Origin of the sequence: Thermomonospora echinospora (genome assembly GCF_900108175.1) — a bacterium.
GTDB lineage: Bacteria > Actinomycetota > Actinomycetes > Streptosporangiales > Streptosporangiaceae > Thermomonospora > Thermomonospora echinospora.
The window spans coordinates 241,889-264,152 of the sequence record NZ_FNVO01000009.1; the positions used below are offsets into that span (position 1 = coordinate 241,889).

Here is a 22,264-nt window from a genome sequence, read left to right on the forward strand (position 1 = left end):
AGGGCGATTGGCCGGACATAAGATCCAATAACCGTTGAACAGATTGGGCCATTGGAGCCGCCGATGGAGTTCCACGTCAGCCTCGCCGGACGCGGCGACCTGGCCACCCGGATCTACCGGCAGCTCCTCGACGCCGTCCTGGACGGCCGGCTGCGGGCCGGGGAGCGCCTGCCGTCCACGCGCGAACTGGCGCGGCGGCTGGGCGTCTCGCGCAACACCGTGGCGGTGGCCTACGACCGCCTCACCGCCGAAGGGTTCCTCGTCGGACGGGTCGGCGCCGGAACGTTCGTGTGCGAGCAGCCCCTCTCCCAGGCCCGGCCCAGGAACGCGCCGGCGGGCGGCGGCGTGCGACCGCGGGCGCTGTGGGAGTCCCTTGCCGACCTGGCCGGGCACGCCGAGCCGCCGCCGTACGACTTCCGTGTCGGGATGCCGGATCCCGCGCTGTTCCCGCTGGAGACGTGGCGGCGGCTCATCGCCCGCGAGCTGCGGCGGTCCTCCCTGCCCTCGGGCTATGCCGAGCCCGCCGGGCACGCCGGCCTGCGGGCGGCGATCGCCCGGTACGTGGGCGTCGCACGGTCGGTGAAGGCGGGCGCCGACGACATCATCGTCACCCAGGGGGCGCAGCAGGCGCTCGACATCATCGCCCGGGTGCTGGTCGAGCCCGGGTGTCGCGTGGCGGTCGAGGAGCCGGGGCACCGCCCGGCACGGCTGCTGCTGCAGTCGCTGGGCGCCCGGGTGACCGGTGTCCCGGTCGACTCCGAGGGGCTGGACGTGGCGCGTCTGCCGCGCGATGCCCGACTGGTGTACGTCACGCCGTCCCACCAGTTCCCGCTGGGCACGCCGATGTCCCTGGCGCGCCGCGCCGCGCTGCTGGACTGGGCCGAGCGCAACGACGCCGTGGTGATCGAGGACGACTACGACAGCGAGTACCGGTTCGAGGGCCGTCCGCTCGAACCGCTGCAGAGCCTCGACCGCTACGGCCGTGTCGTCTACGTCGGGTCCTTCTCCAAGACGCTGCTGCCCATGCTGCGGCTGGGCTTCCTGGTCGCCCCGGCTTCGCTGCGGCCCGCGCTGCGCGCCGCCAAGCGGCTCACCGACTGGCACGGCGACCCGATCTCCCAGGGGGCGCTGGCGAGCTTCCTCGACGAGGGGCTGATGGCCCGTCACGTCCGCAGGGCGACCCGGGAGTACGCGGTGCGCCGTACGAAGATCCTGACGGGCCTCCGGGAGCACCTGCCCGGCCTGCTCCAGCCGGTGCCCTCGGCCGCCGGCCTGCACCTGTGCGCGCGGCTCGCCCCGGACGCCGCCGTTGATCTGGAAGGGGTGATCGCGGCCGCCCACGCGTCGGGGGTCGGTGTCGACTCCCTCGCCGACTACTGCGGCGAGCACCCCGCCCAGGCGGGCCTCATGCTGGGCTACGGCGGCATACGGCCGTCCGAGATAGCCGAGGGACTGCGCCGGCTCGCGGAGTGCTTCACGGCCCGGCACCCACACTGAAGGCGGCCCGGGGAGGGCGTCAGACGCTGAGCCGGAAGGGCAGCAGGCACACCAGAACATCGGTGTTCCGCTGCAGGCAGGCGGCCAGGAACACTTCACGCTGGTTGTGCAGTATCTCGTAGCGCAGGTGCCACGGCTCGACGCTGGGGATCAGCACGATCACCCACCTGCCCTCGCCGGCCGCCTCACGGACGTAGTGCACGACGGGGCCCACCACCGTACGGTGCGGGTTCTCGATGATCTCCAGCCGGACTCCGGGGTCCCAGCGCAGCCACCGTCTGCTCAGCTCCTCCGCCTCCTCGGCATTGAAGCGCACCGCGACCGCGACGACCTCGCCGCCGAGGGCCAAGGCCGTGCTGAGGGCCCGTTCCACCATGATGCTGATATCGGCGATGGGGATGACGATCAGCCTCGCGGAGCCGGTGGCCACGCTCGACGGAACGGGCCTGGGCGGTGTCCGCCCGAGCCCGAGCTCCTCGCCCGCCCTGGCGTAGTAGCGCTGGATACGGGCGAACAGCAGCATGAGCAGGGGAACGACGACGACCACCACCCAGGCGCCAGCCCAGAACTTGGTGATGAGCAGCACCGCCGTGGCGACGAAGGTGAGCACCGCGCCGGCCCCGTTCAGCAGCACCCTGCCGAGCCAGCGGCGCGGGCGCAGGGTCACCCAGTGCCTGACCAGGCCGACCTGGCTGATGGTGAAGCCGGTGAACACCCCGACGGCGAACAGCGGGATCAGCCGGTGGGTCTGCGCGTCCACCGCCACCAACAGCACGGCGGCCGACACCGCGACGGCCACGACGCCGTACCGGTGGACGGGCCGTTCGGTGCGTAGCTCGAACAGATGGGGCAGCCGGTCGTCCTCGGCCAGCCGGCTCATCAGCACCGGCATGCCACCGAAGCTGGTGTTGGCGGCCAGCGCCAGGGTCAGCGTGACCACGATGTTGGTGGCGTAGTAGGGCCAGCCCGTGCCGTAGGCGGTGGCGATCAGCTGGGCCAGGACGGTGACGTTCCCCCGGGGTTGTACGTGGTAGCGGTGGATGAGCACCGCCAGCCCGACCAGCATCAGCCCGAGCAGCACGCCGAGCATCAGCTCGGTCCGCTGGGCTCGCCGGACCCGCGGCTCGCGGAACACGGGCACGCCGTTGGCGACGGCCTCCACACCGGTCAGCGCCGAGCAGCCGGCGGAGAACGCCTTCAGGACCAGCAGGACCCCCAGCGTCTCGACCACCGGGGCGTGCGTCGGCGTCCCCACCACCGCGGCCGGGTGGGAGTGCGCCAGCCCCAGCGCCACGACGCCGAGGATGCTCCCCACGAACAGCACGGTGGGCAGCATCAGCACCCGCGCGCTCTCCGCGATGCCGAACAGGTTCACGGCCGCCAGCAGGGCCAGCCCCGCCAGGCAGGTCTCCAGCAGGTACGGGGTCAGGACGGGAAAGGCCGAGGCCAGGCTGGCCGCGCCGGCCGCGAGGCTGACCGCCACGGTGAGCACGTAGTCGACGATGAGCGCCGCGGCGGCCAGCAGGCTCACCGGCCCGCCGAGCCGGCTCCTGGCCACCGCGTAGGAGCCGCCGCCGTCCGGATGCGCGGCGATCACCTGGCGGTAGGAGACCACCAGCACCGCCAGCAGGCCCACGATGGCCAGTGTGATCGGCAACGTGGAGCCGATCGCGGCGGCGCCCGCCCCGGCCAGCACCAGCAGGGCCGCCTCGGGTCCGTAGGCCACCGAGCTGAGCGCGTCCAGGGAGAGCGCGGCCAGCCCCTGCACGCTGTTGAGATGCCGCCGGCCGCCCTCGCCGTGGCGCAGCGGGATCCTGCCGACCTGGTACACGGTGGTGGACCCGGAGGCCGAACGGCCCGGCCTGCGGGAGGATGCTCTGCTGCCGCGCCGGCTCATCCGCGATCACCCTGCCGGTGGCGGAACCTCTCCCGCGGCAGGTGGGCCGGTCGGCATCACGGGCTCCTTCGGCTCGACGGCGCTCCGGTACGGGCATGCCCGCCACGGAGGGCGGCTCACCACGCGCCACCGCCAGATCCCCGGCCCCGGCCGCCGCACCCCGGGAACGCCTCAAACCACCGCACCCCGGGAACGCCTCAGGCAGCCACGCCCCCGGAATGCCTCAGGGCGCCACGCCCCAAGAGCGCCTCAGGCCACCGCACGCCGGGAACGGCTCAGGACGAAGGGCGGGCGCGTACGTGCATGCGTTCGCCCTGCAGGCCGAACAGGCTCAGGATCTCCACCGGCTCGGGACCAGCGCTGCTGAAGGCGTGCGGGATGTGGGTGTCGAACTCGGCGGCCTCGCCCGCACTGAGCTCCAGGTCGTGCTCGCCGAGCAGCAGGCGCAGCCGGCCGGACAGCACGTACATCCACTCGTATCCCTCGTGCGTCCGCTGTTCGAAGTCGCGGCGCCCGCCGGGGATGATCAGCTTGTAGGCGCGCAGCCCGCCCAGGTTGCGGGTGAGCGGCACGAAGGTCCTCCCGTGCCGGGTGAAGGGACGCGGGTGAACGCGCGGGTCGCCGGTCATCGGGGCGCCGACGAGCTCGTCCAGCGGCACCCGGTGGGCGCGTGCCAGCGGCAGCAGCAGTTCCAGGGTGGGCCGCCGCTTGCCGGACTCCAGACGGGAAAGTGTGCTGGAGGAGATGCCGGTGACCCGCGACAGCTCGGCCAGGGTGACGCCGCGCTGACGGCGCAGCGCCCGCAGCCGCGGCCCGACGGCCTCCAGAACATCGTCCATGTCTTCCATGCGGTTATTTTGCCGTCCTGGCAACAAATCTTGTCAATCCCGGCGGGTAGCACCGATCCTCGGCGCGGAGGTGCTCAATGAACCAAGAGTCTTCGAAGCAGGACGGCTACGACGTGGTGGTCGTCGGAGGCGGTGCGGCCGGTCTGAGCGGCGCGCTGACGCTGGCCCGCGCCCGCCGTTCCGTCCTGGTGATAGACGCGGCCCAGCCGCGCAACGCTCCCGCCGGGCACGTCCACGGCTACCTGGGACACGAAGGGAGGCCGCCGGCGGAACTGCTGACCGTCGGCAGGGACGAGGTGACCGCCTACGGCGGCCGGATCGTCAACGGCGAGGTCGTCTCCGCCCACGCGCTTCCCGGCCGGGACCAGGAGGCGGGCGGGTTCGACGTCGTACTGCGGGACGGGACCAGGCACCGGGCACGGCGACTGCTGGTGACGACCGGCCTGGAGGACGAACTGCCGCAGTTGCCCGGCCTGGCCGAACGCTGGGGACGCGACGTGCTGCACTGCCCGTACTGCCACGGCTGGGAGGTGCGCGACGGGGCCGTGGGAGTGCTGGGGACCAGCCCGTTCATGGCCCACCAGGCGTTGCTGTGGCGGCAGTGGAGCGAGCGGGTGACGCTGTTCCAGCACACCGCGCCCGAGCCCACCGAGGAGGAGCGGGAGCAACTGGCCGCCCGCGGTGTCACGGTGGTGACCGGCCGAGTGGAGAGCCTGCAGATCACCGGGGACCGGCTGACCGGCGTGCGGCTGGCCGACGGGCGGACGGTGCCGTGCGAGGCGCTGGTGGTGAGCCCGAACATGACCGTCCGCCGCGAGATGCTCGCCTCCCTGGGGCTGCGGACCACCGAACACCTCATGAACGGCCACTTCATGGGCCACTACTTCGCCACCGACCCCACCGGGGCCACCGAGGTCCCCGGAGTGTGGGCGGCCGGCAACGTCGCCGACCTCACCGCGACGGTCATCGGGGCCGCCGCCGCGGGGATGCGCGCGGCCGTGGCGATCAACGGCGACCTGATCTCCGAGGACACCCGCCTGGCCGTCGCCGCCCGGCGCGTCCCCTTCTCCGCCGCGGCGGAACGGGAGGTCGCCGACCGCGTCCTGGGCGACCGCCGCCACGGACTGTGAACCCTTCCCATCGAGAACACGGAGGACGACCGATGAACGACGAAACCCTCACCGAGGCCGAACGGTTCTGGGAGGAGCGTTACCGCGGCGACGACCGGATCTGGAGCGGCAAGCCCAACGAGATCCTCGTCCGTGAGACCGCCGACCTCACCCCCGGCACCGCCCTGGACCTGGGATGCGGCGAGGGGGCCGACGCCGTCTGGCTCGCCGGGCGGGGCTGGCGGGTCACCGCCGTCGACATCTCGCCCACCGCGCTGGAGCGGGCCGCCGAGCACGCGACGGCGGCGGGCGTCGGCGACCGCGTCGACTGGCAGCGGCACGACCTGGCGGACACCTTCCCGGCCGGGACCTTCGACCTGGTCTCCGCCTGCTTCCTGCACTCCCCGCTGGACATGCCCCGCGAGCGGATCCTGCGGCAGGCCGCCTCGGCCGTGGCGCCGGGCGGCGTCCTCCTGATCGCCGGACACGCCGGCCCCCCGTCCTGGAAGCCCGACAGCCACCACGACATGCACCTGCCCACGACACAGGAGGTGCTCGACTCCCTCGCCCTGCCCCCCGGGCACTGGCGGGTGGAACGTCAGGAAGTCGTCGAAAGCGCGATGACCGACCCCGAGGGACGGCCCGCCACCCGCCCCGACAACGTCCTGAAGCTCCGCCGCCTCCAAGCCTGACCCACGGCCGGTCCGCCCCGCCCGAGGGCGGACCGGCCGGCTCCAGGCCGCGGGCCCGACAGGCCGACGGCCGCGAGCCCGCACACCGGGCCGGTCTCGGCGGCCTCCGCCTTGTCTTCGGCGTCTTCGGCTTCGTACCGGGTCATGGGGCGTCCTCCAGCCGGATCATCAACTGGGTCACCAGCCGTTCGGGAGGTGTGTCGGCGGGGTTCGTCAGATAGACCTCCCTGATCGGGCCGACCGGGAGGTGGCCGCGCTCACCGCACCAGGCCAGCAGGCCGTGACCGGTGAGATCGATCTGGTCGTACGGGCCGACATGGGTGGCGACCGCGAACACGCCGCCCGGCAGCACGTCGGTGGCCTGCGCGTCCCCGGCCTCGGCGGCGACGCCCACCGTGAACTCCTCGGCCAGGTCCTGCGGGAACAGGCCGAGCAGCAGCCCGGTGGGAGGCGCGCCACCGAGTTCGTCCAGCAGGCGCGCCACACAGCGGCCGGTGACCTCGGCGATGGTGGACGGTGTCGCCGTGTCCCGTACGACCCGGACGCGCCGGGCCGGCTCGTGCAGCACGGTGACCTCGACGCGGGGCAGCCCGTCGGCCAGCACCCGGTCGAGCGCCGCCAGCGTGCGCCTGCGGCGGGCGAGATCCGCCTCCATCCGGTCGCGTACCTCGCCCAGCGCCCCGGCCGGATCGTCGCCCGACAGCACCCGGCCGATCGCCACCAGCGGAACGTCCAGCGACCGCAGCAACCCGATGGACATCGCGGTACGGGCCTGGGACCGCCGGTAGTAGCGGTAGCCGGAGCCGGGATCGACCCACGCGGGCGTCAGCAGGCCGAGGTCGTCATAGTGCCTCAGTTGCTTGACGCTCAGCCTGCACAGCCGCGCGAACCGCCCGATGGGGAGGAGGTCTTCGCTCACCCCGTCACCCTGGCCCCTCCCACGGTGGGAGAGTCCAGCCGGGCGGCACGGCCGGGCGTCACGGCCTGGCGGACAGGCCGGTGCAGCGGCGCAGGCCGACCCAGCGCCGGTACTCGGCGGTGGCGGCCGAGCCGGTCATCAGCTGGGGGATGCCGCCGGAGATCCGGGCGGGCTTCCACGCGGCCTTGGTGACCTTGCGGCCCTCGACCTTCAGCAGCAGGACACCGGAGTTGGCGGTGGCGCCGTTGGCCGAGTAGAAGACGAAGTTGCCCAGCCCGTAGTGGACGTACCTGCCCTTGAGGAAGCCGCCGCCCAGCGGGATGTGGGCGTGGCCGCCGACGATGATGTCCGCCCCCGCCTCGATGAGCTGCTCGGCCAGCTCCTGCTGGCGGGGCAGCGGGCAGGGCTGCATCTCCGCGCCCCAGTGCAGGTGGACCACCACGATGTCGGAGCCCTTGCGGGCGTCGCGGACCGCCTGCACCATGCGGTCGACCTCCTTGGCCGAGGCCAGGCCGCCCTTGGAGTCGGTGGCGGTCCACGCCGGGATCAGGTGGTCGTCCAGCACCTGGGTCGCGCCGACCACCGCCAGCCGGTTGCCCTTGACGGTCGTCCGGTACGCCTTGTAGGCCTCGTCGGCGTTACGGCCGATGCCGACGGTGGGGAAGCGGGTCTTCCTGATGGCCACCAGCGAGTCGCGCAGGCCGGACTCCATGAAGTCCATGCCGTGGTTGTTGGCCATCGAGGTGGCGTCCACCCCGGCCGCCTTCAGCGCGGTGAACGCCGACGACGGGGCGCGGAACACGAACTGCTTGCCGGGGGCGGGGGTGCCGCCGGTGGTGATGGCCGTCTCCAGGTTCACCATCGCGAAGTCGGCGGCGCGCAGCGTCTTGGCGATGGGGCCGAGCGCGGTCCTGGGGTTCGACAGCCGGGCGCGGAGCTGGCCCTCGAAGTGCACGTCGCCGCCGAACGCCAGGATGATCGGCTCCTTGGGCGGGGCGGACGGGCGCTGCCGCTTGGCCGGTGCGGAGGACGCGGAGGGGCTCGTGTCGCCCTGGGCCTCGGAGCCTCCCCCGTCACCGCCGCACGCGGTGGCCACAAGCGCAAACGCCACCAGGGCCGCCGCTGTGGCGCTCGTCCTTCGCACGGTGTCCCACCTCCGGGTCTGAAGTCGCCCAAGCCTAGCCAAGTGGCAGGACGCTTCGGCGGCCACCTGCGGTTACCTCCGCCGGGTGTGTTCTTCCGGATGCTCGGTGGAGGTCAGGCGGGGTTCGCGGTGACGTTGGCGCAGGACCGCAGGCCCTCCCACTGGGTGCGGGCCTGCTGGGCCTCGGCGCCGGTGAGCGGCTGCGGGATGCCGCCGTTGATGAAGGCCGGGGCCCAGTGCGACTTGGTGACCTTGGCGCCGCTCTCCCGCTTGTGGCCGGCGGGAGGAGTGAAGGTGAGGGTGAGCACGCCCGTCTGCCCGGTGGTGGGGCCGGAGTTGTAGAAGACGAAGTTGCCCAGCCCGTAGTGGACGTACTTGCCCTTGAGGTAGCCGCCCGCCTGTAGCACGTGGGCGTGGCTGCCGATCACCGCGTCGGCCCCGGCCGTGATGAGCTGGTCGGCGAGTTGCTTCTGGGCGTCGGTGGCGCACTTGTTGAGCTCCTGCCCCCAGTGCAGGTTGACGATCAGCACGTCGTAGTCCTTGCGGGCGCGCTGTACCTCCTGCACCAGGCGCTGGGCGTTCTTGGCCGAGGCCAGGCCCGGCTTGGCGTCGGTGGCGGTCCACGCCTCGATCAGGTTGTCGTCGAGCACCTGGGTGGCGCCGATGACGCCGACCTTGGTGGCCCCGACCACCGTGCCCCACGGCCGGTACGCCTCGGCGGCGTTGTTGCCGATGCCCACGACCGGGAATTTCGCCTGCTTGGCGGCGGCCAGCGAGTCGCGCAGACCGGTCTCGCCGTAGTCCATCCCGTGGTTGTTGGCCATGGTGGCCACGTCCACCCCGGCCGCTTCCAGTGCGGTGAACGCGGTCGGCGGCGTGCGGAAGACGAACTGCTTGGGGGCGGGGGTGCCGCCGGTGGTGACGGCCGTCTCCAGGTTGACCATCGCCAGGTCGGCGGCGCTGAGCTGCTTGGCGACGGGTCCCAGGGCGGTACGGGGGTCGGCGTCGAGCCGGGCCCTGATCTGGCCCTCGAAGTGCACGTCGCCGCCGAAGGCCACGGTGACGGGGCCTGCGTTCTCGGCGCTGTGGCCGGTACTGTCGTCGATCGCCAGGGACAGGGGCCCGCACCCCGTCACCAGCGTCATCGCCGCCGTCGCGGCGGCTCCCGTCATGGCGGCCCGCAGCCGACGTCCCATGGTGTGCCTCCGTGCGCGCCGCTTCGCCTGTATCCGTGTCGCCAGGTTGGACGCGGGTCCGGAACGCCGGGTTCGCCCCGCCGGTCCGGGTATGTCGGAGAGATCTCTTTGTGATCTAGGCGGCTCGCTGGGCACACTCAACGTAGCGGCCATACTGCACCAAACCCCCAGGAAGGACCCGATCTTGGACCTCGACCGGATCCGGGCGCAGACGCCGGGCTGCCAGAACGTCGTCCACCTCAACAACGCCGGCGCCGCGCTGCCGCCCGCCGTCGTCCACGACACCGTGCTCGGTCACCTGGAACTGGAGAGCCGGATCGGCGGGTACGAGGCGGCCGACGCCGCCGCCGAGGCGTTCACCGCCTCCTACGACGTGCTGGCCCGGCTGGTCGGCGCGCATCCGGACGAGATCGCCTTCGTGGAGAACGCCACCCGGGCCTGGGACATGGCCTTCTACGCCATCCCCTTTCGCGCCGGGGAGCGGATCCTGACCACCAGCAGCGAGTACGCCAGCAACGCGCTGGGCTTCCTACAGGCGGCGCAGCGGCACGGCGCGGTGGTGGAGGTGGTGCCCGACGACGGGCACGGGCAGATCTGCCTGGACTCGCTGGCCCGGATGCTGGACGCCGGGAACGTCCGGCTGGTGGCGATCAACCACGTCCCGACCCATGACGGGCTGGTCAACCCGGCGGCCGAGGTGGGCAAGCTGGCCCGGGAGGCGGGCGCGCTGTACCTGCTGGACGCCTGCCAGTCGGTGGGGCAGCTCGTGGTGGACGTGGCCGAGATCGGCTGTGACCTGCTGTCGGCGACCGGGCGCAAGTTCCTGCGGGGGCCGCGAGGCACCGGGTTCCTGTACGCGCGCCGGGAGGTGGCGCAGCAGTTGGTCCCGCCCTTCGTGGACCTGCGGGCCGCCGACTGGACGGGGCCCGACTCCTACGAGCTGCGCCCCGACGCCCGCCGTTTCGAGACCTGGGAACGGTTCGCGGCGGGGCAGCTCGGTCTGGCCGCCGCCGCCTCGTACGCCCTCGGCCTGGGCCTGGAGGCGATCCAGGAACGGGTGACGGGGCTGGGCGAGCGGCTGCGCGCGGCGCTGGCCGAGCTGCCCGGGGTCACGGTGCACGACCAGGGGCTGCGCAAGAGCGGCATCGTGACGTTCACCCACGAGACGGTGGGCGCCCCCGAGATCGTGGCGCGCCTGGCCGCCGCCCCGCGCCCCGTCAACGTCCGGGTGACCGAGCAGACCTACCGGTACGACGCGGGCGCCCGCCCGCCGCTGCGAGTCCGGATCTCGCCCCACTACTACAACACCGAAGAGGAGCTCGACCTGGCCGTATCCGCCGTCGCCGCCGCCGTCCGCTGAGCCCGGCATGGGCTCGCACGCCCCAGTCAGAGAAATACCATTCATTAACTTGAACCATTCAGGTTTAGGAGTCCAGAGTGTCACCCGTGACCGCCCACCCGACCACCCCGCCCGAGCCGCCCACCCCGGCCGAAGCCCTGCGGGGCGCGGGCCTGCGGGTCACGGCCGCCAGAGTCGCGATCCTGGAGGCCGTGCGGTCCGGTGACCATCTGGTCGCCGAGACCGTGGCCGAGCGGGTCCGCCAGCGGGTGGGGACCGTCTCGACCCAGGCCGTCTACGAGGCCCTGCACGCCCTCACCGGCGCGGGCCTGGTGCGGCGGATCGAGCCGGCCGGCAGTCCCGCCCGCTACGAGGGGCGCATCGGCGACAACCACCACCACCTGGTGTGCCGCCGCTGCGGGGCGGTCACCGACGTCGACTGCGCTGTGGGGCAGGCGCCCTGCCTGGAGCCCGCCTCCGACGCGGGCTACCGGATCGACGAAGCCGAGGTCATCTACTGGGGCCTGTGCCCCGGCTGCCAACGGGAGACCGCCGGATCCGGCTGACCGCCGACGCGACGCCGAACGGCCGGGCCGACGAACGGCCCGGCCGTCGCCGTGTCCGCCATCCCGATCATCGGCGGGCTGGACGACTACCCCAGCTGGATCACCGCGGAAACAGAGGCCGCCCAGCCCACCGAGTAGCGCCGTACCCCTCACGGCATCGACGGTCGACCGGGCCGCGGTGGTCCCGGCCGTTGTCGCAGGGGCGGTGTCAGGTGATCTGCTTTGCGCCGATGGTCTTCATCGCGGTCGGCCAGGCGCGGCGCATCTCGCGGTTCCAGTAGGGCCAGGCGTGCCAGCCGTTGCCGTAGAAGTGGGTGGTCACCGGGATCTTGAGCTGGCGGAGCCGGGTCGTGAAGGACTTGGAGGCCTCGCCGGTGAGCTGCTCGCTGAGGCCGCCGAGGATCCGCAGGCGGGTCGCCTCCTCCTCGGAGAGGTTCTTGGGGTCGAGGGGACCGCGCTCACCGGTCGTTCCCGAGGAGATGTAGAGCTTGGTGCCGCGCAGCCTGGGGGCGAGCTCGTACGGGTCGTGGGCCTTCCAGTTCGCCTCGTGCACGCCCGGCACACCCCAGATGTTGAACGGGTCGCCCTGGTTGGAGCGGGCGTTGATCGCCATGAGGATCGCCGGCACCCCGGGGCGGCTTATGTGCAGGACGCCGCTGAAGGCCGCGACGTACTTGAACAGGCCGGGCTTGTGCCCGGCGTAGGTCATCGCCCCCAGCGCCCCCGCGGAGATGCCCATCACCGCCCGGCGGGAGCCGGCGCGCAGGTTGCGTTCCACCAGCTGGGTCAGCTCCACGGTGTGGTGGGTCTCCCAGCGGGGCTTGCCGCGCCGTCCGTAGTTGAAGTGGTTGACGTATCCGCCGAACGATCCCGCGTAGGGCAGGACCACGAGGGTGTCCCACTTGCGGGCCAGCGCGGCCAGGCCGGTCTGCTTGATCCAGGTGGTGTGGTCGTCCCCGCCGCCGCCCCCGTACATGTAGACGGTCGGCCACGTCCGCTTGGCGTTGCGCCGCCAGCCCTTGGGCACCAGCACCGTGGCCTTGAGGTCGCGGCCCACGGCCGGCGAGCGCACCGTGATCTCCAGCCTGGAGGCGTCCACCTGCCGCTGCCCGACGATCCGCGCGCCGTTGTCGGCGGGCCGGTAGGCCGCCGCGGCCCACGCCGAGGCGGGCAGGCCCGGCAGCAGGCCGAGGCCGAGGACCGCCGCGCCCAGCGCGCCGAGTGTCCGGCGCACACCATGGGAACGCACGCCATGGGAACGCACGCCATGGGAAATCGTCATCGCCGGGACGTCCTTCCGCTGCTCCCGATGGCGCGCGTCGCCGAACGGCCACGGGGATGCGGGCGCCACCGCACGCGAGTGCGCAGAACCTAACCCGGCCGGGCCCCGGAGGGATATCACCCTCCGGGACGATTCCACCCGAACGATCTTGTAACGGACGTGACAAAAGACGGGATCCGGCGGCGGGCGGAGCTCAGGACTTGGCGGTGTCCCGGGCCTGCTCCGGAGCCGTCTCGTACGCGGCGGGGACCTCGGGGGCGGGGGCGGTCAGCTCCGCCGGGCCGTTGGGCTTGGACATCTCCTCCTCGTCCAGGTGCTGGACGGGCTCGGCGTGCTCAGGCGCCTCGGTGGGCTCGTCAGGGATCCGGGTGGCCTCCTCGATGGAGCCGCCGAACGCCTTGCTGACCGCCTGCAGCGCGCTGGTGACCTCGCTGGGGATGACAAAGAACGTGTTGCCCTGGCCCTTGGCGAGCTCCGGCAGCATCTGCAGGTACTGGTAGGCCAGCAGCTTGGGGTCGGCGTTGTAGCGGTGGATGGCGCTGAAGACCCGGCCGATGGCCTGCGACTGGCCCTCGGCCTCCAGGACGGCGGCGGCTTTGGCGCCCTCGGCGCGCAGGATGGCGCTCTGCTTCTCACCCTCGGCGGTGAGGATGGCCGACTGCCGGGTGCCCTCGGCGGTCAGGATGGCCGCCCGCTTGTCCCGCTCGGCCCGCATCTGCTTCTCCATCGCCTCCTTGATGGTGGGCGGCGGGTCGATGGCCTTGATCTCCACCCGGTTGACCCGCACCCCCCACTTGCCGGACGCCTCGTCCAGCACCGCGCGCAACTGGGTGCTGATCTTCTCCCGGGAGGTCAGGGTGGCCTCCAGGTCCATGCTGCCGATCACGTTCCGCAGCGTGGTGATGGTCAACTGCTCGATCGCCTGGATGTAGTCGGCGATCTCGTACTGGGCCGCCCGCGGGTCGGTGACCTGGAAGTACTGCACGGTGTCGATGTGCACCACCAGGTTGTCCTCGGTGATGACCGGCTGCGGCTTGAACGAGACCACCTGCTCGCGCAGGTCGATCAGCGGGCGCACCCGGTCCACGAACGGGATGACGAAGTTCAGGCCCGCCTCCAGGGTGCGCAGGTAGCGGCCGAGCCGCTCCACGTTCCCGGCCCGCGCCTGGGGGACGATCCGCACGGTGCGGAGCATCACGATCAGCACGACCAATGCGATGACGAGACCGGTGATCACTGCGGCCACGATTCACTCCCTCGGGTAGACCAACGCGACGGCGCCTTCGATGCCCAGGACGTCCACGTCGACGTCGGCGGGGATGACCAGGTCGGGGTCATAGGGCCGGGCGCTCCACTCCTCGCCGCCGATGCGCACCCGGCCGCCGCGTTTGCTGACCTCGGTCAGCGTCAGCGCCTGCTTGCCGATCAGCGCGGCGACGCCCGAGCGCAGCGGCGGGGGCTGGCGGACGTGCCGGGCGGCGATCGGCCGTACCACCCCCAGCCCGGCCACCGAGGTGGCCACGAACACCAGCACCTGGACCGCCAGGGGCAGCCCGAGAGCGCCGGTCACCCCGGCGGCCACCGCGGCGACCGCCAGCAGCCCGAGGGCCAGGGTCAGCGTGAACAACTCCGCCGTGCCCAGCGCGGCGGCCACGATCAACCAGACGATCCAGGCCTCCATGACCACCCCCGGCGGCAGGCGAGCGGGTTTCTTACCTTCACCGTAGCTCCTCTCCGTGCCGGGAGTAATGGTCTTTTTCCCTACTTGACCAGTAGATCAAGTTTATCGCCTGAAGACGGATTCGCGCCTCTTCGCTTATCGCATCGTCCAATGGCGGTCCGCGCCTCATTGGATAGCGTGCCGATCACCGCCGATATGACCGTAGCGTCCGGCGATGACCACTGGGTGAAGGGGAGACATGAGGCCCGCAGACGTCCATATCGATGATCTCGCCGAACCGCGTTTCTCCGCGGAGGCCCAGGAACTCGTCACCGTCATGGCCGCGATGGCGCCGGCCTGCCCGCTGGAGCCGGAGGCGCTGATGGCCGCCGCCGTCCAGCAGACCGAGGCGACCGGGCGGCGGCTGGAGGACTTCGGCGACGAGGCGTTCCGCGAGCCGCTGGAGATCCTGTGCCGGTCGCTGCGCGAGGAGGCCGGGCTGGCCGACCACGGCAAGGTCGTCTGGCACGTACAGATGGTCGCCCAGCTCACCCAGCGGCTGCGGCTGCAGGACCTGCTCACCCGGCACCCCGAGATCCACGACGTGCAGATCGAACGGCCGATCATCATCGCCGGGCTCCCCCGTACCGGCACCACCCACCTGCACAACCTGCTGTCGGCCGACCCGGCGCTGCGCCCGCTGCCGTACTGGGAGGCGTGCGAGCCCGTCCCGCCGCCCGGCGAGGAGGGCACGATCGAGCCGCGCGTCGAACGGGTCGCCGGCTCGCTGCACATGGTGCACACCACGCTGCCGTACCTGAAGCGCATGTTCGACCTGACGCCGACCTACTCCCACGAGGAGGGCGGCCTGCTGGCGCTGACGTTCGCGTCCACGCACCTGGAGATCCAGGCCATGCTGCCGTCCTACCGGGACTGGTACCTGGGCACCGACCAGACGTTCGCCTACGAGTATCTGCGCACCGCGCTCAAGGCCGTCACCTGGCAGCGCGGCGGCGGGCGCTGGGTGCTCAAGGCCCCCCAGCACCTGGAGCAGCTCGGCCCGCTGACGAGCGTCTTCCCCGACGCCACCGTGGTGATCACCCACCGCGATCCGGTGGCGGTGACCGCCTCGCTCACCACGATGCTGTGCTACGGGCTGCGGATGACCACCGCCCCGATCGACCCGCACGCCGTCGGCGCGTACTGGCGCGACCGGGCCGCGGTCTACATGGAACGCTGCCTGCGCGACCGCGACCTGGTCCCCAAGGAGCAGTCGATCGACGTGCTGTTCCACGAGTTCATGGCCGACGACATCGCCATGGTGGAGCGCATCTACGAGGTGGCCGGCCAGCCGTTCACCACCGAAACCCGCGCGGCCATGGAGGCGTACATGGCCGAGCACCCCCGCGGCCGGCACGGCCGGGTGGACTACCGGCTGGCCGACATCGGCCTCGACCTGGCCGAGCGGCGGAGCGCGCTGGCCCCCTACGCCGAGCGCTTCGGCACCAAGGAGGAGCAGGTCAAGGAGCGCTGAACCGCGCCGGCCCGGATGCCGAACGTTTCGACAGTCGGGAGGAACAGGCCGGGGGGCGTTAGCGGGCTCCGGGTGAACCGGTCCGTACCCTTTCCCGAGGGGTCATGGCGCTGCGCCGCGGTACGGGGTCATCATTGGACTGATCCCGTACCTATAAGGAGCGCGGCCATGAGTCGTACGGCGTATCGGACCTGCCCGCTTTGCGAGGCCCTCTGCGGGCTGGAGCTCATCCTCGACGGCGACGACCGGATCACCGGCGTGCGGGGGGACTTCGCCGACCCGTTCAGCAAGGGCTTCGTCTGCCCGAAGGGGGCGACCCTCGGCCGCCTCGACGGCGACCCGGACCGGCTGGCCGTCCCCCTGCTGCGCGACGGCGACGGGCACACCGAGACCGGCTGGGACGAGGCGTTCGCGGCGGTGCGACGCGGGCTGCGCGAGGTCGTGGAACGGCACGGCAGGGACGCGGTCGCGGTCTACGTCGGCAACCCGACCGCCCACTCCATCGCCGGGCCGCTGTACGGCGGCGCCATCATCAAGGCGCTCGGCACCCGCAACGTCTACTCGGCCAGCACCGCCGACCAGATGCCCAAGCACGTCAGCGCGGGCTACATGTTCGGCGACCCGGTGGCCATCCCGGTGCCCGACCTCGACCGCACCGACCACCTGCTGATGCTGGGCGCCAACCCGCTGGAGTCCAACGGCAGCCTGTGCTCGGCGCCCGACTTCCCCGGGCGACTCAAGGCCATCCGCGCCCGCGGCGGCCGGGTCACCGTGGTCGACCCCCGCCGCACCCGCACCGCCGCGCTGGCCGACCAGCACGTCCCCATCCGCCCCGGCACCGACGCCCACCTGCTGCTCGCGCTCGTCCACACGCTGTTCGCCGAGGACCTGGTCGACCTCGCCCACCTGGCCGGCCGGGTACACGGCCTGGACGAACTGCGGGCGCTGGCGGTCGACTTCACCCCCGAACTGGTCACCGGGATCACCGGGATCCGCCCGCTGCAGATCCGCCGGATGGCCCGCGAGCTGGCCGCCGCCGAACGGGCCGCCGTCTACGGCCGGATCGGCACCTGCACCCAGGCGCACGGCACGCTGGGAAGCTGGCTGATCGACGTCCTCAACATCCTCACCGGCAACCTCGACCGGCCCGGCGGCGCCATGTTCCCCCGCGCCGCCCACGTGCCCGTCTACCGCCGCAAGCGTCCGTTCACCACCGGACGGTGGCGCAGCCGCGTCCGCGACCTGCCCGAGGTCCTCGGGGAGTTCCCGGTCGCCACCCTGGCCGACGAGATCCTCACCCCCGGCGAGGGGCAGATCCGGGCGCTGGTCACCATCGGCGGCAACCCGGCGCTGTCGGCGCCGAACGCCGACCGGCTGGACGCGGCGATGGCCGGGCTGGAGTTCATGGTCAGCGTCGACCCGTACCTCAACGAGACCACCCGGCACGCCCACGTCGTGCTGCCGCCGCCCCGCCCGGCCCAGACCCCGCACTACGACGTGGCGCTGCTGGGCTTCACCGTCCGCAACTACGCGCGCTACTCCGCCCCCGTGGTGCCGCTGCCGGAGGGCCGTCCCAGCGAAGCGGAGATCCTGGCCAGGCTCGCCCTGCTCGCCTCTGGCGCCGACGGCGACCCGGCCGCCCTGGACGAGATGATCGTCGGCGACACCCTGGCCAAGGCCGTCGCCATGCCCGGCTCCCCCGTCCACGGCCGGGAGCCCGAGGAGCTGCGCAAGTCCCTGACCGGCCGAGGCGCCGAGCTACGGCTGGACATGATGCTGCGGCTCGGCCCCTACGGCGAGGGCTTCGGCGCCGACCCCGAGGGACTCACCCTGGCCCGGCTGCGCGACGAGCATCCGCACGGCATCGACCTCGGCCCGCTGGAGCCGCGCCTGGACGAGGTGCTGTGCACCGCCTCCGGCCTGGTCGAACTGTGCCCGCCGTCCTTCGCCGCCGACGCCGACCGGCTGCGCGCCGACCTCGGCGCGCCCGCCCCCCAAGGGCTGGTCCTGATCGGGCGGCGGCACCTGCGCTCCAACAACAGCTGGCTGCACAACGTGCCGGAACTGGTCGGCGGCAGCAACCGCTGCACCCTCCAGCTCAACCCCGCCGACGCCGCACGGCTGGGCGTGGCCGCCGGGGACCTCGTCCGGGTCACCTCCCGGGCCGGTACGCTCGACGCGGTGGCCGAGCCGACCGACACCGTGATGACCGGGGTGGTGAGCCTGCCGCACGGGTGGGGGCACGACCGGCCGGGCACCCGCACCCGGGTGGCGGGCGAGCACGCCGGCGTCAACGTCAACGCGGTCACCGACGAGCAGGAGATCGACCCCCTGTCCGGCAACGCGGTCTTCAACGGGGTCCCGGTGACAGTGGAGCATCTTGGCTGACCGACCACACGAGCGCCCCGCCTGCTGTGCCCCCGCGCTCTCCGCGGAGGTCACGGCCGCGCCCACCTTCGGCTTCGACATCCCGCGGCGCTCCCCGCGGGATGTCGCCAAGGGGATGGCGGCCGTCCCGGGCGGGGCGTTCCGGATGGGCGGGGCCGACCCCGACGCCTTCCCCCAGGACGGGGAGGGGCCGGTCCGCACCGTCCGGCTCTCCCCCTTCCTGATCGACCGGTACGCGGTGGCCAACCGGCAGTTCGCCGTGTTCGTGAAGGACACCGGCTACGTCACCGAGGCCGAACGGTTCGGCTGGTCGTTCGTCTTCCACGCCCACCTGCGGCCGGACACCCCGGTCATGGACGCCACGGTGCCCGAGGCCCCCTGGTGGGCGGCGGTCCCCGGCGCCTATTGGAAGGCCCCTGAGGGGCCCGGCTCCTCCATCGAGCGCCGCCCCAACCATCCGGTCGTCCACGTCTCGTGGAACGACGCGTCCGCCTACGCCGCCTGGGCGGGCAAGCGCCTGCCCACCGAGGCCGAGTGGGAGATGGCCGCGCGCGGCGGCCTGGACCAGGCCCGCTTCCCGTGGGGCGACGAGCTGGCCCCGCGCGGGCGGCACCGCTGCAACATCTGGCAAGGCGAGTTCCCCGTCCATGACACCGGCGAGGACGGCTTCACGGGCACCGCCCCGGTGAACGCCTTCGCCCCCAACGGCTACGGTCTGCACAACGTCGCGGGCAACGTCTGGGAGTGGTGCGCCGACTGGTGGAGCACCGACTGGCACGCCACCGAGTCGCCCGAGACCCGCCAGGACCCGCGCGGCCCGTCCACCGGCACCGCCCGGGTCATCAGGGGCGGCTCGTTCCTGTGCCACGAGTCGTACTGCAACCGCTACCGGGTCGCCGCCCGCACCCGCAACGCCCCCGACTCCACCACGGCCCACACAGGTTTCCGCTGCGCCGCCGACCCGGCCTGAAGCCCGGCCTAAGGCCCGACCTGAGACCCGGCCTAAGGCCCGACCCGAGACCCAGCCCGAAGCCCGGCCCAAGACCCAGCCCGAGACCCAGCCCGAGACCCGGCCCAAGACCCGGCTGACCCGGCTCAAGACCCGACCCGAGACCCGGCCCGAGACCCGACCCGAAGCCTGGGCTGAGGCATGGCGACCGTCCGCGAGTGCGACCCGGCGCGGGCCCGTCGCCCGTCGAGGTCCGTCTCGGTGTCCGGCGGCGCCTCGTCAGCCGGCGTCGCGCCGCGTGCAGTCGATCTCGTCCAGGATCGCCGCCCGCAGCCTGTCCACCGTGTCGGCCTGGACGATCAGTCGGCAGCCGGCCCGGATCTGCTCGATGGTCAGCGGTCTGGCGGCCGTGCGGAACGCCCACCAGCGGCCGGTGTCGCTGCGCCAGACCCCCCAGCCGGGGAACTCGTCCTCGATCCGTCCGATCGGCGCCGTGTCCGGTGCCGTATCGGTGACCGCGGGCGCTTCGGCATGCGCCGCCTCGGCCAGGCCTTCCGGCGGCGGGGGACCGTCCATCTCCATCAACCCGTCGGTGAGTTCGGCGGCGCTCGTCCTCACTGTAAGCGATCCTCCGGTCTCAGGCGAGAGCCGGATCACACTCCCCGCGGCCATCATGGCGATCATTCGGGGTAGGTGGCCGGGGCTGTGGTGGCCCGTTCGGGGTAGGGCGGCTAATGTGCAACGGGCATCCCGGCCGGGCCGCCCCACCGGACCAGCGGTCACCGGCAGTCCGAAGCGCGACATCGCACCCGGTTCTCTGGGGGAATCAATGAGTGAACGGGCGAGCAAGATGTTCCGGCGCGGGTCCAGGCCGGGCGCCACGCGCCTGGCCGACGCGGTCGAGGATCTAGAGCATGCCGACGGGCTGGACGGGGCAATCCGCACGATCTCGTCGGCGATCTCGCGAGTGCTGAGACCCGGACCGGTCAAGGACCTGCTGCACGGGGTGCCGGTCGGGCATCCGGCGCATCCGCCGCTGACGGACGTGTCGGTGGGCTGCTGGACGTCGGCGGCGATCTTGGATCTGCTGCCGGGCACCGAACGGGCCTCCCGGACCCTGATCATCGCCGGGCTGGTGGGGGCCGTGCCGACGGTGCTCACCGGATGGACCGACTGGTCGGCGCTGCACCGCGAGCAGCAACGGGTGGGGCTGGTGCACGCCTCCGCCAACGGCACCGCCGCGGTGCTGTACACCGCGTCGCTGGCCGCCCGGCGGCGCGGCCTGACGGGAGCGGGCCGGCTGCTGGGGTTCGCCGGGTTCGCCGCCGTGCTCACCGGCGCGTACCTGGGCGGCCACCTGGCGTTCCGGCAGGCGGCCGGGGCCAACCACGCCGACAAGGTCGCCCATCTCGTCTCGCTGGGCTGGCACGACCTGTGCTCGGTGGAGGACCTGCCGGACGGCTGGCCGGTACAGCGGCGACTGGGGTACATCACCATGTTCGTGCTGCGCCAGGGCGAGGAGATCCACGTGCTGGCCGACCGCTGCGCCCACCTGGGCGGGCCGCTGCACCAGGGCCGCATCATCACCGACCGGGACGAGGAGACCTGCGTGGTGTGCCCGTGGCACGGCAGCACCTTCCGGGTGGCGGACGGCTCGGTGGTGCACGGCCCGGCCACCGCCCGCCAGCCCTCCTTCGAGACCCGCGTCGAGAACGGCACCCTTCAGGTACGGCCGGTCTCCTAGCCATTGCCTGCTCCGACACCGGTTGAACCACCCGCCAAGGGGTATATGTCGAATATACGTTCGACCGCGGGGAGCGTGCCATGAAAGGCGACAGGGTCGAGATCATGATCGACGCCGGGGAGGGCACCCCCCGGACCTACGAGGTGAAGGCCACCCGAGCGGGCCGCCGGGTGGAGGTCGACACCAGACGCGGCGTGGTGGAGGTCAGCGAGGTCACCCGCAACGGCACCCCCGTCCGCACCGCCCGCTTCATGGCCAGCCGGGTGCTCGCCCTGGTCGAGCACCCGGTCAGCGACGTCCACCCCGAGGAGCACGCCCCCCTCCGCGACGCCGGCTGACCCACCCCGCGCCCCGCCGCGACTCCCGGAACACGGCGACCGACGCGGCCGGTCGTCCGCGACCAACGCCGAGGCCGACGGCGCTTCGTTGGCGATCGACCGCGACGGCGAGGCCGGCGATGGCGACGCCGACGGCCGGTGTCCAAAAGAGTGGGCCACGATCATCGCGGCGGCCCCGGCCGGGAAGCGGCCAGTCGTTCGCGGCCAACAGCAATGCGGATGGCGACGGCGATGGCCGGTGGCCAGGAGGGTGGGTCGCGGCCGCCGTGGTGGCCCCTGGCCGGGGAAACGCCCCGCCGGGGTGGCGAATCGGGCACCTCCCTACGATCGGGACATGGCGATTTTCGGGATTCGGGTGTGAACGCGCTGGAGGCGGGGGCGGTGTTCGCCGCCGGGGTCGGCGCGGGCGGGATCAACGCGGCGGTGGGGTCAGGGACCCTGATCACCTTCCCGACCCTGGTGGCGCTCGGATTCCCGCCGGTGGTGGCCAACATCTCCAACAACATCGGGCTGGTCCCCGGCTCGGTGGCCGGCGCCTACGGCTACCGAGCCGAGCTCAACGGGCAGCGGGAGCGGCTGCTGCGCCTGGTCACGGCCTCCCTGGCCGGGGCGCTGATCGGGGCGGGACTGCTGCTCGGGCTGCCGGCCGAGGCGTTCCGGGTGATCGTGCCGGTGCTGATCACGGCGGCGCTGGTGCTGGTGGTGGTACAGCCGAGGCTGAACGCCTGGCTGTCCGCGCGGCGCGAGCACCACCACCCGCATGGCGGGCCCTGGCTGTGGGCGGGCGTGCTCGCCGCCGGCATCTACGGCGGCTACTTCGGCGCCGCCCAGGGCATCATCCTGATCGCACTGCTGGGCATCTTCCTCGATGACGGGCTGCAGCGGGCCAACGCCGCCAAAAACGTGCTGTCCGCCGTGGTCAACGGGGTGGCGGCACTGCTGTTCACCGTGATGTGGGCGCTGGGTCGCGCCGAGATCGACTGGATGGTGGTGCTGCTCATCGCGCTCGGCGCCACGGTGGGCGGCCTGCTGGGCGCCCGGGTCGGCCGCCGCCTGCCGCCCGCGGTGCTGCGCGGCGTGATCGTGGCGGTCGGCCTGACCGCCATCGTCAACCTCCTCGCCGGCTAACGGAACGCCCTGGCGCGGGGCCTCGGCCGCGTCG

At 72.6% G+C, this 22,264-nt stretch carries 20 protein-coding genes; 11 read left to right on the forward strand and 9 right to left on the reverse strand.

Translation table 11 applies throughout. The annotated features are described in order from the left end of the window. Nucleotides 1-63 precede the first annotated feature (63 nt). Nucleotides 64-1,497 carry a MocR-like pyridoxine biosynthesis transcription factor PdxR gene (pdxR, locus tag C4U03_RS21660; protein WP_103939655.1) on the forward strand — a complete coding sequence of 478 codons (1,434 nt, stop codon included), beginning with the start codon at nt 64-66 and terminating at the stop codon, nt 1,495-1,497. Nucleotides 1,498-1,516: 19 nt separating this feature from the next. Here pdxR and C4U03_RS21665 read toward each other — a convergent pair whose 3' ends face one another. Next, nucleotides 1,517-3,394: an APC family permease gene (locus tag C4U03_RS21665; RefSeq protein WP_103939656.1), complete on the reverse strand. Its 1,878-nt coding sequence runs from the start codon at nt 3,392-3,394 to the stop codon at nt 1,517-1,519. A gap of 275 nt (nt 3,395-3,669) precedes the next feature. Then, entirely contained in the window at nt 3,670-4,242 is a 573-nt protein-coding gene (locus C4U03_RS21670; RefSeq protein ID WP_103939657.1) for a helix-turn-helix domain-containing protein, read from the reverse strand. A gap of 77 nt (nt 4,243-4,319) precedes the next feature. Between C4U03_RS21670 and C4U03_RS21675 the strand changes: the two genes are divergently transcribed. Together C4U03_RS21675 and C4U03_RS21680 are read left to right on the forward strand one after the other, a co-directional pair. Further along, on the forward strand, nt 4,320-5,372 hold the full coding sequence (locus tag C4U03_RS21675) for an NAD(P)/FAD-dependent oxidoreductase (protein WP_103939658.1): 1,053 nt from the start codon (nt 4,320-4,322) through the stop codon (nt 5,370-5,372). Nucleotides 5,373-5,404: 32 nt separating this feature from the next. Further along, entirely contained in the window at nt 5,405-6,043 is a 639-nt protein-coding gene (locus C4U03_RS21680) for an SAM-dependent methyltransferase (RefSeq protein ID WP_103939659.1), read from the forward strand. Between the two features lie 142 nt (nt 6,044-6,185). On the opposite strand, the gene C4U03_RS21685 is transcribed toward C4U03_RS21680, so the two are convergent. The 3 genes from C4U03_RS21685 to C4U03_RS21695 form a co-directional block, all read right to left on the reverse strand. Beyond that, nucleotides 6,186-6,962, reverse strand: coding sequence for a MerR family transcriptional regulator (locus C4U03_RS21685; protein ID WP_103939660.1), 777 nt, complete (start codon nt 6,960-6,962; stop codon nt 6,186-6,188). 58 nt (nt 6,963-7,020) lie between these two features. Further along, nucleotides 7,021-8,106, reverse strand: coding sequence for a CapA family protein (locus C4U03_RS21690; protein ID WP_103939661.1), 1,086 nt, complete (start codon nt 8,104-8,106; stop codon nt 7,021-7,023). Between the two features lie 113 nt (nt 8,107-8,219). Then, nucleotides 8,220-9,302 (reverse strand): CapA family protein, encoded by a 1,083-nt coding sequence (locus C4U03_RS21695; protein WP_103939662.1) that lies wholly within the window; start codon nt 9,300-9,302, stop codon nt 8,220-8,222. Nucleotides 9,303-9,486: 184 nt separating this feature from the next. Between C4U03_RS21695 and C4U03_RS21700 the strand changes: the two genes are divergently transcribed. Both C4U03_RS21700 and C4U03_RS21705 read left to right on the forward strand, forming a co-directional pair. Further along, nucleotides 9,487-10,662: an aminotransferase class V-fold PLP-dependent enzyme gene (locus tag C4U03_RS21700; protein ID WP_103939663.1), complete on the forward strand. Its 1,176-nt coding sequence runs from the start codon at nt 9,487-9,489 to the stop codon at nt 10,660-10,662. A gap of 77 nt (nt 10,663-10,739) precedes the next feature. Further along, nucleotides 10,740-11,207: a Fur family transcriptional regulator gene (locus tag C4U03_RS21705; protein ID WP_103939664.1), complete on the forward strand. Its 468-nt coding sequence runs from the start codon at nt 10,740-10,742 to the stop codon at nt 11,205-11,207. A gap of 208 nt (nt 11,208-11,415) precedes the next feature. Here C4U03_RS21705 and C4U03_RS21710 read toward each other — a convergent pair whose 3' ends face one another. The 3 genes from C4U03_RS21710 to C4U03_RS21720 all read right to left on the reverse strand — a co-directional run bounded on the left by C4U03_RS21710 (nt 11,416) and on the right by C4U03_RS21720 (nt 14,170). Next, nucleotides 11,416-12,489: an alpha/beta hydrolase gene (locus C4U03_RS21710; protein ID WP_146087461.1), complete on the reverse strand. Its 1,074-nt coding sequence runs from the start codon at nt 12,487-12,489 to the stop codon at nt 11,416-11,418. A 193-nt stretch (nt 12,490-12,682) separates the two neighbouring features. Further along, nucleotides 12,683-13,735 carry an SPFH domain-containing protein gene (locus C4U03_RS21715; RefSeq protein ID WP_407701442.1) on the reverse strand — a complete coding sequence of 351 codons (1,053 nt, stop codon included), beginning with the start codon at nt 13,733-13,735 and terminating at the stop codon, nt 12,683-12,685. 3 nt (nt 13,736-13,738) lie between these two features. Beyond that, entirely contained in the window at nt 13,739-14,170 is a 432-nt protein-coding gene (locus C4U03_RS21720) for an NfeD family protein (RefSeq protein ID WP_103939666.1), read from the reverse strand. 238 nt (nt 14,171-14,408) lie between these two features. Here C4U03_RS21720 and C4U03_RS21725 point away from each other — a divergent pair, with 238 nt between their 5' ends. From C4U03_RS21725 to C4U03_RS21735, 3 genes are all read left to right on the forward strand, one after another. Further along, nucleotides 14,409-15,683: a sulfotransferase family protein gene (locus tag C4U03_RS21725; RefSeq protein ID WP_103939667.1), complete on the forward strand. Its 1,275-nt coding sequence runs from the start codon at nt 14,409-14,411 to the stop codon at nt 15,681-15,683. 168 nt (nt 15,684-15,851) lie between these two features. Further along, a complete protein-coding gene (locus tag C4U03_RS21730; RefSeq protein ID WP_103939668.1) occupies nt 15,852-18,071 on the forward strand; it encodes a molybdopterin oxidoreductase family protein in 2,220 nt (739 codons plus the stop codon). Then, on the forward strand, nt 18,064-19,041 hold the full coding sequence (locus C4U03_RS21735; protein WP_327373315.1) for a formylglycine-generating enzyme family protein: 978 nt from the start codon (nt 18,064-18,066) through the stop codon (nt 19,039-19,041). Before C4U03_RS21730 ends, C4U03_RS21735 begins: the two co-directional genes overlap by 8 nt. Before the next feature lie 258 nt (nt 19,042-19,299). Here C4U03_RS21735 and C4U03_RS41195 read toward each other — a convergent pair whose 3' ends face one another. Continuing rightward, nucleotides 19,300-19,638, reverse strand: coding sequence for a hypothetical protein (locus C4U03_RS41195; RefSeq protein ID WP_200827383.1), 339 nt, complete (start codon nt 19,636-19,638; stop codon nt 19,300-19,302). 211 nt (nt 19,639-19,849) lie between these two features. Between C4U03_RS41195 and C4U03_RS21745 the strand changes: the two genes are divergently transcribed. The 3 genes from C4U03_RS21745 to C4U03_RS21755 all read left to right on the forward strand — a co-directional run bounded on the left by C4U03_RS21745 (nt 19,850) and on the right by C4U03_RS21755 (nt 22,230). After that, nucleotides 19,850-20,764 carry a Rieske 2Fe-2S domain-containing protein gene (locus C4U03_RS21745; protein ID WP_103939669.1) on the forward strand — a complete coding sequence of 305 codons (915 nt, stop codon included), beginning with the start codon at nt 19,850-19,852 and terminating at the stop codon, nt 20,762-20,764. An 80-nt stretch (nt 20,765-20,844) separates the two neighbouring features. Continuing rightward, nucleotides 20,845-21,102 (forward strand): hypothetical protein, encoded by a 258-nt coding sequence (locus C4U03_RS21750; protein ID WP_103939670.1) that lies wholly within the window; start codon nt 20,845-20,847, stop codon nt 21,100-21,102. Between the two features lie 357 nt (nt 21,103-21,459). Next, the gene (locus C4U03_RS21755) at nt 21,460-22,230 is read left to right on the forward strand and encodes a sulfite exporter TauE/SafE family protein (RefSeq protein WP_103939671.1); all 771 of its coding nucleotides are present in this window, start codon (nt 21,460-21,462) and stop codon (nt 22,228-22,230) included. Nucleotides 22,231-22,264 lie beyond the last annotated feature (34 nt).

Coding starts and splice junctions, on each gene's coding strand:
- pdxR (WP_103939655.1), top strand. CDS start 64: ATGGAGTTCCACGTCAGCCTCGCCGGACGCGGCGACCTGGCCACCCGG.
- C4U03_RS21665 (WP_103939656.1), bottom strand. CDS start 3,394: ATGAGCCGGCGCGGCAGCAGAGCATCCTCCCGCAGGCCGGGCCGTTCG.
- C4U03_RS21670 (WP_103939657.1), bottom strand. CDS start 4,242: ATGGAAGACATGGACGATGTTCTGGAGGCCGTCGGGCCGCGGCTGCGG.
- C4U03_RS21675 (WP_103939658.1), top strand. CDS start 4,320: ATGAACCAAGAGTCTTCGAAGCAGGACGGCTACGACGTGGTGGTCGTC.
- C4U03_RS21680 (WP_103939659.1), top strand. CDS start 5,405: ATGAACGACGAAACCCTCACCGAGGCCGAACGGTTCTGGGAGGAGCGT.
- C4U03_RS21695 (WP_103939662.1), bottom strand. CDS start 9,302: ATGGGACGTCGGCTGCGGGCCGCCATGACGGGAGCCGCCGCGACGGCG.
- C4U03_RS21710 (WP_146087461.1), bottom strand. CDS start 12,489: ATGACGATTTCCCATGGCGTGCGTTCCCATGGCGTGCGTTCCCATGGT.
- C4U03_RS21720 (WP_103939666.1), bottom strand. CDS start 14,170: ATGGAGGCCTGGATCGTCTGGTTGATCGTGGCCGCCGCGCTGGGCACG.
- C4U03_RS21725 (WP_103939667.1), top strand. CDS start 14,409: ATGAGGCCCGCAGACGTCCATATCGATGATCTCGCCGAACCGCGTTTC.
- C4U03_RS21730 (WP_103939668.1), top strand. CDS start 15,852: ATGAGTCGTACGGCGTATCGGACCTGCCCGCTTTGCGAGGCCCTCTGC.
- C4U03_RS21745 (WP_103939669.1), top strand. CDS start 19,850: ATGAGTGAACGGGCGAGCAAGATGTTCCGGCGCGGGTCCAGGCCGGGC.
- C4U03_RS21750 (WP_103939670.1), top strand. CDS start 20,845: ATGAAAGGCGACAGGGTCGAGATCATGATCGACGCCGGGGAGGGCACC.